The organism is Shewanella sp. MF05913 (assembly GCF_059758095.1).
In genome coordinates, this window is sequence record NZ_JCAYNT010000029.1 from 1 (window position 1) to 15,436 (window position 15,436).

At 35.9% G+C, this 15,436-nt stretch carries 12 protein-coding genes; all 12 read left to right on the plus strand.

What is annotated here, in order from left to right; genetic code table 11:
- The first annotated feature begins 502 nt into the window (after nucleotides 1-502).
- The gene (gene wecB, locus AC19MV_RS21445) at nucleotides 503-1,636 is read left to right on the plus strand and encodes a non-hydrolyzing UDP-N-acetylglucosamine 2-epimerase (RefSeq protein WP_498296423.1); all 1,134 of its coding nucleotides are present in this window, start codon (nucleotides 503-505) and stop codon (nucleotides 1,634-1,636) included.
- A 63-nt stretch (nucleotides 1,637-1,699) separates the two neighbouring features.
- Nucleotides 1,700-2,938, plus strand: coding sequence for a UDP-N-acetyl-D-mannosamine dehydrogenase (wecC, locus tag AC19MV_RS21450; RefSeq protein WP_498309880.1), 1,239 nt, complete (start codon nucleotides 1,700-1,702; stop codon nucleotides 2,936-2,938).
- Nucleotides 2,939-2,941: 3 nt separating this feature from the next.
- On the plus strand, nucleotides 2,942-4,225 hold the full coding sequence (locus AC19MV_RS21455; RefSeq protein ID WP_498309881.1) for an oligosaccharide flippase family protein: 1,284 nt from the start codon (nucleotides 2,942-2,944) through the stop codon (nucleotides 4,223-4,225).
- Between the two features lie 68 nt (nucleotides 4,226-4,293).
- The gene (locus AC19MV_RS21460) at nucleotides 4,294-5,508 is read left to right on the plus strand and encodes an O-antigen ligase family protein (RefSeq protein ID WP_498309882.1); all 1,215 of its coding nucleotides are present in this window, start codon (nucleotides 4,294-4,296) and stop codon (nucleotides 5,506-5,508) included.
- Nucleotides 5,505-6,545, plus strand: a complete 1,041-nt coding sequence (locus tag AC19MV_RS21465) for an acyltransferase family protein (RefSeq protein WP_498309883.1) — start codon at nucleotides 5,505-5,507, stop codon at nucleotides 6,543-6,545. Before AC19MV_RS21460 ends, AC19MV_RS21465 begins: the two co-directional genes overlap by 4 nt.
- 1 nt (nucleotide 6,546) lies before the next feature.
- The gene (locus AC19MV_RS21470) at nucleotides 6,547-7,005 is read left to right on the plus strand and encodes a serine O-acetyltransferase (protein ID WP_498309884.1); all 459 of its coding nucleotides are present in this window, start codon (nucleotides 6,547-6,549) and stop codon (nucleotides 7,003-7,005) included.
- Nucleotides 6,998-8,185, plus strand: a complete 1,188-nt coding sequence (locus tag AC19MV_RS21475) for a glycosyltransferase (RefSeq protein WP_498309885.1) — start codon at nucleotides 6,998-7,000, stop codon at nucleotides 8,183-8,185. The genes AC19MV_RS21470 and AC19MV_RS21475 overlap by 8 nt, the downstream gene beginning before the upstream one ends.
- Nucleotides 8,186-8,188: 3 nt before the next feature.
- Nucleotides 8,189-9,352 (plus strand): hypothetical protein, encoded by a 1,164-nt coding sequence (locus AC19MV_RS21480; RefSeq protein WP_498309886.1) that lies wholly within the window; start codon nucleotides 8,189-8,191, stop codon nucleotides 9,350-9,352.
- Complete coding sequence (asnB, locus tag AC19MV_RS21485) at nucleotides 9,340-11,184, plus strand: asparagine synthase (glutamine-hydrolyzing) (RefSeq protein WP_498309887.1); 1,845 nt, start codon at nucleotides 9,340-9,342, stop codon at nucleotides 11,182-11,184. Before AC19MV_RS21480 ends, asnB begins: the two co-directional genes overlap by 13 nt.
- A complete protein-coding gene (locus AC19MV_RS21490) occupies nucleotides 11,174-11,923 on the plus strand; it encodes a WecB/TagA/CpsF family glycosyltransferase (protein ID WP_498309888.1) in 750 nt (249 codons plus the stop codon). Before asnB ends, AC19MV_RS21490 begins: the two co-directional genes overlap by 11 nt.
- A gap of 24 nt (nucleotides 11,924-11,947) precedes the next feature.
- Nucleotides 11,948-13,348: an undecaprenyl-phosphate glucose phosphotransferase gene (locus AC19MV_RS21495; RefSeq protein ID WP_498309889.1), complete on the plus strand. Its 1,401-nt coding sequence runs from the start codon at nucleotides 11,948-11,950 to the stop codon at nucleotides 13,346-13,348.
- An 872-nt stretch (nucleotides 13,349-14,220) separates the two neighbouring features.
- Nucleotides 14,221-15,432: an outer membrane beta-barrel protein gene (locus AC19MV_RS21500; protein WP_498309890.1), complete on the plus strand. Its 1,212-nt coding sequence runs from the start codon at nucleotides 14,221-14,223 to the stop codon at nucleotides 15,430-15,432.
- Nucleotides 15,433-15,436: the final 4 nt, after the last annotated feature.

Below are 15,436 nucleotides of genomic sequence, written 5' to 3' on the forward strand. Positions count from 1 at the left end.
GTATATATTGAAGCACTACAATACAAAACGTGGGCATAGTTATAATAATTATATGACCCCAACAGCAGCTGAAAATGCTGCTTAAAGCACAACTCTTGTTTGTGTACAGATTTACTTGACCACATCATACTCAGATTTACACCTTAGAAGCTGGATTCCGGCTCAGAAGCATTGCCGGAAAGACGAAGTAGGGGCTAAGTGTTGCTCTAAAAGCTTGGCTCCACCCGCACGTCATCCTCGAATGCTTTTATCGGGGATCCAGGTGTTGCTTTATCTTTATGACCTTTATGCTTTTACCTAGAACCTAGAACCTGAATCAGTAAGCGAAGCGTTCCGTACACCGTTATCTAGCCACTAGAAGGACGAAGTCCGTTCTCAGGCGAGCTTGCGAGTTCCTAGCACCTAGCACCTGAATCTGTAAGCGAAGCGTTACGTACACCGTTCTCACTCAACGCTCTAATTAAAAATAAGTAATGATTAACGTTAATAAGGATTTAACATGATCAAGGTATTATCGGTATTTGGTACAAGACCAGAAGCCATCAAAATGGCACCACTCGTTAAAGCGTTAGAAGTTGCCGACGGTATTGAAGCCAAAGTATGTGTCACTGCGCAACATCGTGAAATGCTAGATCAAGTACTTAACTTATTTGAGATTACACCAGATTACGATTTAAACATCATGAAACCAGGACAATCACTTTATGATGTTACCACCAATATCTTACTTGGTTTAAAGCCTGTTCTAGAAGAGTTTAAGCCCGACATCGTGCTAGTACATGGCGATACAGCAACAACCTTATCAACCAGTCTTGCAGCATATTATCAGCAAATACCTGTAGGTCACGTAGAAGCAGGCTTAAGAACAGGCAATATCTATTCGCCATGGCCAGAAGAAGGCAATCGTAAGTTAACGGGTGCCATTGCAACGCTTCACTTTGCTCCTACACAAGCATCGCTAGACAATTTGCTTAATGAAGGTATTAACCCAAATCAAATATCTACAACGGGTAATACCGTTATTGATGCTTTGCTTATTGTTAAAAATAAACTCGACACAGATAAAGACTTAAATCAAACGCTAGCGGCAAAGTATCCCGTTATCGATAAAACCAAAAAAATGATTTTAGTTACAGGACATCGCCGTGAGAGTTTTGGTGGTGGGTTTGAGCGAATTTGCGAAGCTTTAGTCACAATAGCGACTAACCACCCCGAGTGCCAAATTATTTATCCTGTGCATTTAAATCCTAATGTGCGCGAGCCGGTAAATCGTATCCTCGAAAACATACAAAATGTGCACCTCATTGAGCCATTGGATTATTTACCTTTTGTGTATTTTATGAATCAAGCTCACATATTGTTAACTGACTCAGGTGGAATACAAGAAGAGGCACCGTCATTGGGTAAACCAGTGCTTGTGATGCGCGATACCACTGAGCGACCAGAAGCCGTAAATGCTGGCACAGTTAAATTAGTGGGTACTGATAAACAAGTCATTATTGATGCTGTAGAGAGCCTATTAGTGAATGACGCAGAATATACAGCAATGAGCAAAGCACATAACCCTTATGGTGACGGCCAGGCTTGCCAACGAATTATTGAAAAAATTAAACACCATTTTTCAGTTAAAGAATAAACAATGTCTATGTTAAATAATTGCATAGTCAAAGATTAAATATTTTGTTTTTAAGGAAGTATCATGTCGTTCAAAAAAGTGTCTGTAATTGGCTTAGGTTACATTGGTTTACCTACAGCAGCTGTTCTAGCATCGCGTGGGTTAGAAGTCGTAGGTGTAGATGTTAATCAACAAGCTGTAGATACAATCAATGAAGGGCGTATCCATATTGTAGAACCGGACCTAGACATAGTGGTTCGTGGTGTGGTTACTACCGGAAATTTACGTGCTACTACAATTCCAGAAGCAGCAGAAGCTTTTATGATTGCTGTACCAACCCCCTTTAAAGAAGGCAATGCACCAGACCTTAAATACATAGAAGCCGCAGCCAAAGCGATAGCGCCAGTATTAGAAAAGGGTAACCTGGTTATTCTTGAATCAACCTCTCCTGTAGGTGCAACTGAAAAGTTATCTGCTTGGTTAAAAGAAGCCCGCCCTGATTTAACCTTTCCGCAAGATTTAGGCGACAGCGCTGATATTAAAGTGGCACATTGCCCTGAGCGCGTATTACCCGGTTATGTATTGCAAGAGCTAGTGTCTAATGACCGCGTCATTGGCGGCATGAGTAAAGCCTGTAGTTTAAGAGCCGTTGAGTTGTATGAAACCTTTGTCCGTGGCGAGTGCATTATCACTAACGCCCGGACTGCGGAAATGGCAAAATTAACAGAAAACTCATTCCGAGATGTCAATATTGCCTTTGCCAATGAATTATCGGTGATTTGTGACAAATTAAAAATTAATGTTTGGGAGCTAATAAAGTTAGCTAATCGTCACCCGCGGGTAAACATCTTAAGCCCAGGCCCTGGTGTTGGTGGCCATTGTATCGCGGTTGACCCTTGGTTTATTGTCGACAGTTGCCCAGATGAAGCCAATATTATCCGTCAAGCGCGGTTAACTAACGACGCAAAGCCGTTTTACGTCATAGATCAAATCATACAAGCAGCAGATCAATTTAAAAAACCAGTTATTGCCTGTTTTGGCTTAGCGTTTAAAGCTGATATTGATGATTTACGTGAAAGCCCAGCGTTGCAAATCGTTGAGCATTTAGCGGGTTTAGAGATAGCAGATGTGCTTGCTGTAGAGCCAAATATAAAAAGCTTACCAAATAAGTTGGTTGAGAAAAAAGTTGAGCTAGTAACACTAGAAACCGCCATTGAGAAAGCCAATGTGATTGTTTTACTCGTTGACCATAAGCAATTTAAAGCGGCTGATAAAAGCCAATTTGCTTCCAAAGTTGTAATAGATACTCGTGGAATTATATAGTAAATGTTGGCTAAGAAGGTTATATCGACTTTTATTATAAAAGTATTTGCTTCGGTATGTTCATATCTAGTATCAATTCTGCTGGTAAGACAAGGCGGAGCGGAACTTGCTGGTGAGTTTTTTTCTTGGTTAGCTTACCTTCTACTTGCTTCTTCTGTTATTCGATTTGGTTTAGATCACAAAATAGTGAAAGAAATTACGCAGTCTACGGGTAATGAATTAGATATTGTCTTAGGTAAAGCATTATCACTTTGCTTTTTTAGCGGCATAATTACGCTCCCTATTCTATATACTCTTGCAATTTACTTTCAACACACCTCGCATTTTGTCGCTGCGATTATTTCTTTTTCATGCTTTATTTTTTCCATTGTTTATTTATTAGGTAATGTATTTCAAGGGTTTAATCGTGCAGATTTAACAATACTAACCCAAGAGGTATTTATTTGGTTGTCTTTGTTTGTATTTTTAATTGCATTTGATTCAATTAAATTATATCAAGCTTGGTCTTTATACTTGTTGGGTCTGGTAATTTCATTATGTATTTCGTGTAGCATCTTGGTTTATAAATATCACTTAAAACTTAAATTAGGTAATTGTAATGAATTAGAATTCTATGCTAAAGAAACATTACCATACTTCAGTGCTATCGTTGGTCATGTCGCGCTACAGTGGTGCCCATTAATATTTTTGTCTTTATTATCATCTCCTGAGAATGCAGGTTATTTCGTAGCTATTCAAAGAACGTCAATGCTTATTGCTTTTCTTTTAGGTGTGTTTAATCTCGTTACTAATCCTATATATGCAAGTTATTTTCTTAAAAAAAAATTGAATGATGTAGGGAAGCTTGCACGCGCTATATCGTTAGTGATGTTTTTCGTATCACTTCCATTATTATTTATTTTGATTATATTTGGCGATGAATTAATTGGCTTATATGGAGAAGAATTTAAAGTTTTAGAGGATATATTTATTGTAATGGCTATAGCACAGCTTTTTAATGCTGTTACAGGTTCTGCTGCTTATATCTTAACTATGGGAGGACAAGCTAAACTAGTAGAGAAAAGTATAATGATAACGTTGTTTTTTATTATTTTTGTTGGCCCTGTATTGACTCTTTATTATGGTGTTTGGGGCGCAGGTATAACTAGCGCTTTGAGTGTGATTGTTTTTAATAGTGTAAATATTTTCCTGTTGTATAAATATATGTCCATTAATATTATTCCAAATAAAAAATCATTTTTATATTTGTTGTCTATTATCCCTAGTATTAGGCGTAATAGACAATGATTATCAACTTTACAATAATAATCTTGATTTTCTTGTTTATTTTCTTGTCAATTTTTATATCGAAGGGGATGAGTAAAAATCCATCAGCAGTTTTTATGTTGTTTTTAAGTGTTTTTTTGTTCATAACTGAAGCGAGTTTTCGTAACCGAGAGTTAGATGATTCTTCTATTGATTTCCAGGTAATACTTCGTTTAAGTGTCTGGTTTGTTATTACTTTATATTCTCTTGTTTGTTATAGAAAAATATTTAACTTGCTATTAGATTCAAATGTGAAATATTTGACCTTCTATTGTTTTTTCTGCTTAATCACAACTATCTACTCACCAATTCCAATATATACCGGTGTTAATTCTCTCATTCAGTTCAGCTTCTTAATTATTGCTGCTGCTCTAGCTGTAAATTTAAACTTGAAACAAATATGTTTAGCAATTTTTTATATGAGTATTTTTTTTCACGTTATCTCGCTAATTCTTGTGCCTATCTTACCAGAGTTAACCATTATGGAGTATTGGGGGCAAGGCGAAATTGGAGGTCAACGAATAACAGGGCTTTCCGGTTCAGCAAATGCTTATGGTCAAATGGCTGGTTTAGCAATAGTTATTACACAATACCTAAAAAATAAAATGGTGATAAGGCAACCAATTTATCTTTTAACTATGTTTTTGTTTGTAATTTGCATTATTGTTTCATGGAGTAGAACATCAATTTTTATAACAATTATAGGACTCTCTTTGATAGAAAAAGAGTTAGTTAAAAAATATTTTAGTTATAGTATAGCGATGTTGTGTTTCATTGCTATTACATATTTTTCAGTTTTTAACATTGATGATTTACTACTAAAGTTTTCAAGAAATGGATCTATAGAGGAAATATTAACTTTTACTGGTCGTACCGATATTTGGTTAGCAGTTTGGAATGAAGCAATATTAAGCCCTATCTGGGGTTATGGCTATGCTTCGACTAAACTATTATTACCACAAATTTTTGAAACAGATTGGGGATGGTCAACTGTTACAGCACACAGTATGTTTTTTCAATTGTTCTTTACAACTGGAATGGTAGGCGTTTTTTTATTTTATATTGCTTTGTATATCTTTTATAAACTATGCCGAATATTAAAAAATGTGTTATTGAACTATGTGTTTTTTCTTATTCTTATAAATGGTCTTCTTGAGTCAGGAGCAGCGGGTCCAGTACCTAATAAGCTTACATTTTTATTTTTTTTGTTTTTTTTGGTTTCTATTAGAATGTACTATGAGTCTAGATATAAGGATGGAAGTTGAAAACTAATTATGTTGTTTCTTTTGATTATTTTAGAGTTTTTTCTATCTTAGTTATAGTGCTAGGTCATACTCTCAGTAAAAGCTTTCAATCTGACTATCCATTTTTATCAAACGTTATCAAAGGCGGAGGATCATTGTTTTTTGTTTTTATTAGTGGCTATTTGTTTTGTTTGCTTTTACCAAAAACAAAAGGTTACTTGCCTTTTATTTTTAGTAAGTTTAAACGTCTAGTTGTACCCTATATAATTTTCTCTGTCCCTCTTGTTTTATACAGGTATATTGAATCTGATAGTTATTTATACAATATAGATTTTGGGATTTCATCTATTTACTATCCAATATTGAGCTTTCTTACGGGTATACATATGGCTGGATATTGGTACATTCCTGCTATATTTTTATTTTATATTATTTCATTCGATTTATTAATTTTTTTTTCTAAATTATCTATTATTTTAAGATACATACTCGTGTTTGGTTTTTGTTTGTTATCTTTGTATATTCATCGTCCTATCGAAAATTTCAATGTTTTACATTCAATTTTATATTTTACTTCATTTTTTATTCTCGGTATGTCTTTCTATATAGATAGAGTTAGGATAATAGCTATTTATAATAATCGAATTGGTTTTTTTATTTTCTCACTTTTTATGATAATTAACTATTATCAAGTGTATTATTTAGCGCATTCAGGTAATTACCATAAGGATTTTTTTATTAACGATGGTTTCGACTTCACATTTTTTAAATTTTTGATTGTTACTCCTTTTTTTTATTGTATATTTGAAAAATATTTTACTGTGAATTATTCGTCTGTCAAAAAAATTGCTAACATGTCATTTGTTATTTATCTTATCCATCCTATTTTATTGTCTATGCTTAATGTGACAGGATTAATGTTGCTTGGTGAGTCTTATTTTGGAATATTGCTAAATACTATATTAGTATTTTCATTTGTTGTATTTGCTTGCCTAATAGTACATAAAATTATTTTTGTGCTCTTAGGTTATAAGCGTACTTGGATTTTAGGAGGGTAAAATGTGTGCGATTAAAGTATATAGACTTACAAGGTTTTTCTATAAATATAAATTATATCCTGTTGTTTGGATTTTGAAATTCATCAACTTATTGGTTTTTAGTTCTGTAATACCACCACAAGCTAAGATCGGTCGGAATGTTACAGTTGCTTATAAAGGTATTTGTGTAGTTGTTCATAAAAATACAATTATAGGAGATAAGGTTTGTATTGGTCAGGGGGTAACATTAGGGCGGAAAGTTAAAAAAGATGAAGCTCCTACAATTGGTAATAATGTTTACATCGCTACAGGAGCAAAAGTCCTTGGTAATATAAAAATTGGTAACAATGTAATAATTGCTGCAAATAGTGTTGTTATTGATGATATTCCTTCGAATTCAATTGTTGGAGGTATTCCTGCAAAAATAATTAAAACAATAGATATCGATGTTTTTTCTATTATGGATGGTATATATGATTGAATCCAAAAATGAATATGATGGTTTAATTGTTTTCGGTGCCGGAGATTGGTGGGTTCATAATCGTGGACATTACGATATGCAATTTTCCAAGAAATTTAGTGCAACTATACCAGTGCTTTATGTGAATAGTACAGGTATGCGAATGCCTTCGTTGTTGACTGGAGATGGTACATTCAAGCGTATTATTCGCAAGTTGAAAAGTCTTTTTAAAGGATGTGTCCAGTTTGAAACTAATTTCTATGTTGCCACGCCATTTGCTATACCAGGTAAAGTTGGTTATATGTTTACGGCTTGGTTAGTACCATTAATGATAAAAGCTTGGACTAAGCGAATTGGCATCAAGAAACCTCTTATTTGGGTTGCTACTCCAATGGCTTATCAATGGTGTGGGCTTTTCGCTCAGTCACCTGTCGTTTATCAGAGAACAGACTTTTATGAACACTTTCCTGAGGTTGATAAAGAAAAAATAATATTTTTTGATCTCGGAATGAAAGATAAAGCCGATATTATACTTTATTGTTCTCATTATATTCTCAACGAAGCAAAAAATTCAGTGTATGAAAAAAAGTGTCGATTTATCGATCATGGTGTTGATTATGAATTATTTAAGAATGCTGGAAATCTTGTTGAATCGATTGATGTTCTATCGCACATTAAGCGTCCTATTGCAGGTTTTATTGGTGCATTAGAATCGGATGTAGTAGACCCGGAATTAATTATACAAGCAGCTAAGGATAATCCTGATATCACATTCCTTTTGGTTGGAAAGTCAACTTTTGATAAAAATGTTTTTTCTTTAGATAATATAATTTTAACTGGTCAAGTAGATTATTCTGAAGTTCCAAAGTATATGGCTTTTTGCGACATTTTATTAATGCCTTGGAATGATAATGAGTGGATAAAGGCATGTAACCCTATTAAGCTGAAAGAGTATCTAGCTATTGGGAAGCCTATTGTAACAACTTATTTTCCTGAGTTAGACTATTACGATGACCTAGTTCATGTAGCCGCGGATAAGTATGAATTTTCATATTTGATTGAAAAACATGTAACAAATTCTCTCGATTCAGATACCGTTAATCTTATGAGGAATCGAGTTTATAACCATACTTGGATACAAAAAATGTTACAAGTTGAACATGAGTTGTATTTATTAGGCTTTGAAAAACGGAATTATTAATTAATGAAAAAGTTTGATCTTAATCCTTATTGCGATCCTTATGATTTGTGGGCAACTTCATTTGGACAGAATGTGAGAAAGGGTTTTTATAAAGGACATTTAAACAGCAAAGTTATGGCGGTTGGCATTGCTTTTTGTGAATTGTTTTTCCCTAATTTAATTAGAAAATTCGCTAGAACTAAAAAGTCATTGCATCCTATTTCAGTTTCACAATATATATTAATGGCTTGTGAGAACTCCTGGATTAATATTGGAGAATCACTTGATTACCTTGCTTTATTAAGAGAGCAAGCCGCTATAGATGATGGTGAAACTTTTTCTTTTGGACTTGGATTTACTTGGGTATCTAAGAATGGTACCTATACTAGCCAAGAACCTTTTATAACTCACACACCTTACGCAATGGAAGCTTTACTAAAGTTAAGCAGTATAGAACCCAATAATTTAGATTCGCTAAACTTATTTAACAAGACTTGGGGCTTCCTTGAATCTTTAATTGTTATGTTTAATGATGATGATAGGTTAGCATTGTCTTATTCTCCGACTAATGAACCACGAATTGTTATTAATGCAAATAGTTATGCAGCATTTTCATATGCACTTCACTTTATTAATAATCATGGTTGTGACAAAGATGTAGCGTACCTTAAGGCTTTGAATATAATTAATTGGATTATTTATAATCAAAGGCTTGATGGAGGGTGGATGTATTATGCAGATAATCAACCTGGAAACTTTATTGATTGTTTTCACAGTTGTTTTGTAGTTAAAAATCTAATTAAGACTAGAACGTTACTTTCTTTAGAATTAGCCGAGTTAAATGAGGCTATAGAGAGTGGTATTGATTATATTATCAATAACTTTTATCAAGAAGATGTTGGTCTAGTCAAACGGTTTTCAGTTCGTGATATTAAAGATCCATATAAATATATTTTATACGACCAAGCTGAATTCATAGGATTGCTTTTAGATAGCGGACGTGCTGAACTTGCAATTTCGACGATGGATAAAGTCGAAGCTAATTTTAAAGTTGGCAATGTATATTATTCTCAAATTGATATATTTGGCCGTCTAGTAGGCAAAGAGTATATGAGATGGGGAGTAATACCTTACCTTTACCAGGTTAGTAGATTAAATTCATTTAGGAGGTCGATTTGTGTGGCATAGCTGGTACTGTTAATATTCCTTTTGTAAAAAAACAACTTCAAGTTATTTCACATAGAGGTCCCGATTCAAGTGGGTTTGAACAAATTAATTTTGAACGGTCAAATGTATATCTTGGTCATACCCGTTTATCTATTCTGGATACTTCTTCGGGAGGTTCTCAGCCCATGTATAGTGATAATAAACGTTGGTTAATTTCTTTTAATGGTGAAATATATAACCATCTCGAGCTTCGGAAGTTGCTGAGTGCTGATTTTACAAGTTCATCTGACACCCAAACTTTGATTGAATTAATATCACATTTTGGAGTAGAAGATACTTGCCTAAAATTAAATGGTATGTTTAGTTTTTGTGCGATAGATTTAGTCAGGAAAGAACTTTATCTTGTAAGAGATCACTTTGGCATAAAACCTGTTTATTATTATTCATACGGTAGGGATTTTGCATTTTCTTCTGAAATAAGGTTTTTAACAAAAGAATTAGGAATAAAATCGAATGTTTCATCTAAAGGAATAGAAGAATTTTTATCTACTAGGTTTGTGGCATCACCTAATACGCTCTTGTCTAGTATAAAAAGAGTTAAACCAGGTTCAATTTTAAAATATGATCTTGATAAATGTGTTTTACTTGGAGAAAAGCAATTTATATCTCTAAATAAAGAGAAATTTGAAGGCTCAATTCATGAGGCAGTTTCTGAATATCAATCGAAACTCCAAGCTGCAGTAAAACGTCAATTATTGTCTGATGTACCTGTTGGAATGTTACTATCTGGTGGAGTGGATTCTGCTCTTGTTGCGGCAATGGCTGCTAATGCTGGACACTTACTACCTTGTTACTCTGTCGGTTTCGGAGAAGGATTCGCTGAATGCGAATTAAGTAATGCTAATCATACTGCTAATGTTTTAGGTTTAGACTTTAATGCAGTATTGGTTTCCCCTGATGATCTACTTAATTCATTTGTCAGTATCGCCAGAACAATAGAAGAACCTTTAGGAACAACTTCAATCTTACCTATGTGGAGTTTAGTACATGCAGCCAAAAAAGATGTTTCGGTTGTTTTAACGGGACAAGGAACTGATGAACCGTGGGGAGGGTATAATAAGTATCAAGTCGAAATTGTAAGGAAATACCTCAATTCAACTGGTTTTTGGACGGTTATGAAAGCGATTTCACCATCATTACTTTTTAGACATGAAAGTTTTCGAAGAGCTATATATTCTTTGGCTGCAAATGATGTTGCCGCGCAAGTGATCCATGCGTCTTCTCTTTTCTCTGAACGAGATAGATTTAAACTATGTGGCACAATTAGTAGTGGTCACTTAAATGAAACTTTAGCTTTTTGGTGTAATTGGGCAAAGGATGGAAAGCTGACCCAAGCTGAGTTAATGATGCAAGTTGATTCTAGAATGAGTTTAGCCGATGATTTATTACTCTATGCTGATAAGCTTTCTATGCATGTTTCTCTCGAAACTAGAGTTCCAATGTTAGATGTAGAATTAGTTGAATTTGTTGAATCATTACCATTGGATTATAAGGTTAAATTTCGAGAAGGTAAATTGGTTCACAAAAAAATGGCTGAAAAATACTTACCTTCCAGTATAGTCCACCGTAAAAAATTAGGTTTTAATGTACCATTTTCTACTTGGTCTAAAGGGATCTGGAAGGGATTTATTGAAGAGCGTCTTCTCACGGAAAACTCTCCTCAATTTGATTATGTAAATAGAGAAGCAGTTTTAGATATTTGGCAACGGCATCAATCTGGTAAGGAAGATTTAGGTAAGCAAATTTTTTCTTTATTTATGTTTTCTCTCTGGAGTCAAGAATATGAAGCTTAATAGAATAAAGTTTCTTGGTTGCCCCATGGATTCTGGAAGTATGAATGATACTGTTCATCTTATTTTTCAAAGAATTTCTCAAAATATTTTTACCCAACATGTTGTTGTTAATGTTGCAAAGATAGTTAATATGCAAAAAGATACTCAGTTAGCTGACTCTATTAAAGCATGTGATGTCGTCAATATCGATGGGATGGGTGTTGTTTTTGGTGCTCGATTTTTAGGTCATTTTATTCCAGAACGCGTAGCTGGCGTTGACTTATTTCATGAACTTTTAAAAATGAGTGCTATGCATGATTTTCCTGTTTTTCTATTAGGCGCAACTTCGGAGGTAGTGGCAACAACGGCTGAAAAAGTCAAACAACTATATCCTAATTTAACAATTGCAGGCTTTCACGATGGTTACTTCTGGGATGATGAAGAAGCCGTTGTGAATAAAATTCGTCTGTCAGGTGCAAAATTATTGTTTGTTGCTATTACTTCGCCTAAAAAAGAGAACTTTATCAATAAATGGCAAGACAAGCTTGGCGTTGATTTCGTAATGGGCGTGGGTGGCACTTTCGATGTTGTGGCGGGTAAGGTTAAACGTGCTCCTCTATGGATGCAAAATGCAGGTCTAGAATGGCTTTACCGCGTAATACAAGAGCCAAGGCGTATGTGGAAGCGTTATTTTGTGACTAATTCTCTTTTTCTCTATTTACTCATTAAAGAAAAACTCCTTCCAAGCAATGATGCTTAATTTATTGATACTTAGGTAAATCACATGGATCGCCCTTCTAAATTCCAATTTGTTGACTCTTCTTCGAGCTTTTTATTGCGCATTATTGATATCTCGTTAATGGTCTTTGCATTATTAGCCGTTATGCGCGGCTATAATGTGGCATTTAATAAAGACTACTTATTAACCTTAGCCGGCGTATTATTGCTGTTTAGTTATATTGGTGAATCTATAGGGTTATACCGCTCTTGGCGTTTAGGTAAGTTTGCTCACATGTGCCGCTTATTAATCGGCGTTATCACCATTTGTTTTTTATTAATATTTGCTTTGCTGTTTTTATTTAAATATACCGAGTTATATTCGCGCGTGGTAATGGTCGGCTGGTACTCGTTTACGGTAGTGTTGTTACTGAGTTGGCGCTTGTGTGTACGTCAAATTAAGCGCATACGCCGCAGTAAAGGCTTAAGTGTTGAGAAAGTGGCGATTGTTGGCTTAACCGAAACAGGAATGAATCTGTATAATGAAATATGGAAACACGACGAACTTGGATTTGACTGTGTTGGCTTTTTTGATGATAGAGAACCGAGCAGAATAGTCGATTTGGAACCTAAGTTAATTGAAGGTAATATAAATCAGGCCATAGAATTAGCTAAAAGTGGCGACATTCAAAAGTTGTATATTTGTTTACCCCTATTGGCTGAGCAACGTATAGCAGATATTATTCAGGCATTAGGCGATAGTACGGTTGATGTGCTCATTACCCCAGATTTCCTCCTTAAGAATCTTATGAATGGTCGTATTGGCAGTGTCGGCGATATGGATACGATTAGCGTGTTCGAATCACCAGTCAATGGCATGAAACGCTTTTATAAACGTAGCTTTGACATTGTATTTAGTTTTTGTGCCATAGTGGCTATTTCGCCGGTTTTGTTAGCTGTATCGATTGCGGTATATATGTCTTCTCCTGGGGCTATTTTGTTTAAACAAGACCGATATGGGTTAGACGGACGCAAAATTAAGGTGTGGAAGTTTCGCTCAATGACGGTCACTGAGAATGCCAACAAAGTAGTGCAAGCTAGTAAAGGCGATGCGCGTATTACTAAAGTAGGCGCCTTTATTCGCCGTACATCATTGGATGAGTTACCGCAGTTCTTTAATGTATTAAAAGGCGATATGTCAGTGGTTGGCCCACGCCCACATGCTGTGGCACATAACGAAGAATATCGTAAATTAGTAACTTATTATATGCTGCGCCACAAAGTACTTCCCGGCATTACCGGCTGGGCACAAGTCAACGGCTGGCGCGGCGAAACAGATACCCTTGATAAGATGGAAAAGCGTGTGGAGTACGATTTAGCCTACATCCGCAACTGGTCACTCTGGTGGGATGTAAAAATTGTGTTTATGACGTTTTTTAAAGGCTTTGTGGGCAAGAACGTATATTGATCTTAGGTCATAGGTACGAGGTTCTAGGAGCTCGCAAGCTCGCCTGAGAGCGGACTTCGTCCTTCTAGTTGCTAGATGACGGTATACATGACGCTACGCTTACGGTTTCTGGTTTGTTTCTACGTCATTCCGGCAACGTGTTTGAGTCGGAATCCAGGTGTTGATTTTCATTACGTCATTCCGGTAATGATTTTGAGCCGGAATCCAGGTGTTGGCTTTACGCTTTTAAGCAACGTCAAAGCAACACCTGGATCCCTGATAAGAGATCTCAGGGATGACGAACGAAAAGATGAAGGACATAGAAGGTAAAGCATTGGCTTTTTCTACGTTATTCCGGCAATGATTTTGAGCCGGAATCCAGGTGTTGATTTTTCATTACGTCATTCCGGCAATGATTTTAAGCCGGAATCCAGGTGTTGGCTTTACGCTTTTAAGAAAGGTCAAAAGCAACACCTGGATCCCTGATAACAGATCTCAGGGATGACGGGCTAAAAGATGAAGGGCGTAGAAGGTAAAGCATTGGCTTTTTCTACGTCATTCCGGTAATGATTTGAGCCGGAATCCAGGTGTTGGTTTTCATTACGTCATTCCGGCAATGATTTTTAGCCGGAATCCAGGTGTTGGTTTTACGCTTTTAAGCAAGGTCAACAGAAACACCTGGATCCCTGATAAGAGATCTCAGGGATGACGGCAGTAGGACAAAAGCCTAGAACCTAGTACCTAGAATCTCGTACCTAAAATCTATTTATTACCTATAAGCGAAGCGTTCCATAAATCGTTATCTGTCTATTCTATTCTATTGTTTTAAGTTTACTCACTGCCGTACTTCGGCTGTGTTAATTGCATGTATATATTTTATAAGGATATAAGTCATGAATGTACCATTTAAATTGAGTTGCATGTCTATTGCTGTAGCTTCTATGATGATCGCTAACCCTATATTGGCGGCAGATGAAAAAGCGGGTGTGATACGTACTGAGTCTGGTATCGATTTTACGCCGGGCTTAAACTCTGGATTAAAGTATGATGACAACATTACCAGTGCCAATGCAGCGTCTGAAAAGTTTGATAGCTGGGCTATAACTGTTACGCCTGCGTTGCAAGCTGAGTTAATTGATGGTCAAACCGTATTTACAGTCGATGCCGCGCTTGAGTATGGTGATTACTTCTCTAGCAGTGATGATAATTATTTAGATGGCCTGCTAAAAGCAAAAGCAGAAGTCGATGTCAATCAATCAAGACGATTTGGTTTCGATGTTGCATATATTGTTGGTCATGAAGACCGAGGTAGTGGAATCTTTGAAGGTACTAGTGGTGCAGATCAAAACGAGCCTAATGCTTATGATATTGCAAGTGTTGGTGGTTATTATGAATACGGCGCTAAAACAACGCCTGCTAGAATACGTGCAAATGCGAGTTATTTAACTAAAGAATACAGTAATTTTGAATCGATTACCCAATTTCGTAATTACGATGATACAAAGGTCGGCGCGACATTTTATTACGACACTCAGGCATCAACCAGTATGTTACTAGATTTTCAAAGTGTAGATACTGCTTATGATATGGTTGATCCAACGGGGGACCGTGACAATAAAACTAATACCGCATTGCTTGGTGTTGAATGGGCCGCCACAGCTGCCACAGAGGGCAGTATAAAAGTCGGTTACCAACAAAAAAGTTTTGATAATACTGAACGTGATGATTTTAATGGTCTCTCCTGGGATGCTAAAGTGACCTGGAAACCATTAACATATTCTGCTTTTGATTTTTCTACCGGTAGAGCCAGTCGTGACCCTAACGGTGTCGGTGACTTTATTCGTGGGACAAGTTACGCCGTTAAATGGCATCATGAATGGAGTGAACTGTTTACTTCATCGCTGGGTTTCAAACAAGTTAACGACGATTATACCGGTTTGGATCGTGAGGATAAAAGTAAAGTGTATCAAGTGGGTGTGAATTACTATGTGACTCGTTGGTTAACCTTAAACACCGGTGTGGATATCTTTGAGATTGACTCTACCGACAGTCAATTTACTTACGATAGGAACGTGTACTTTATTAAAGCAGAAATGACCTTATAGGAAA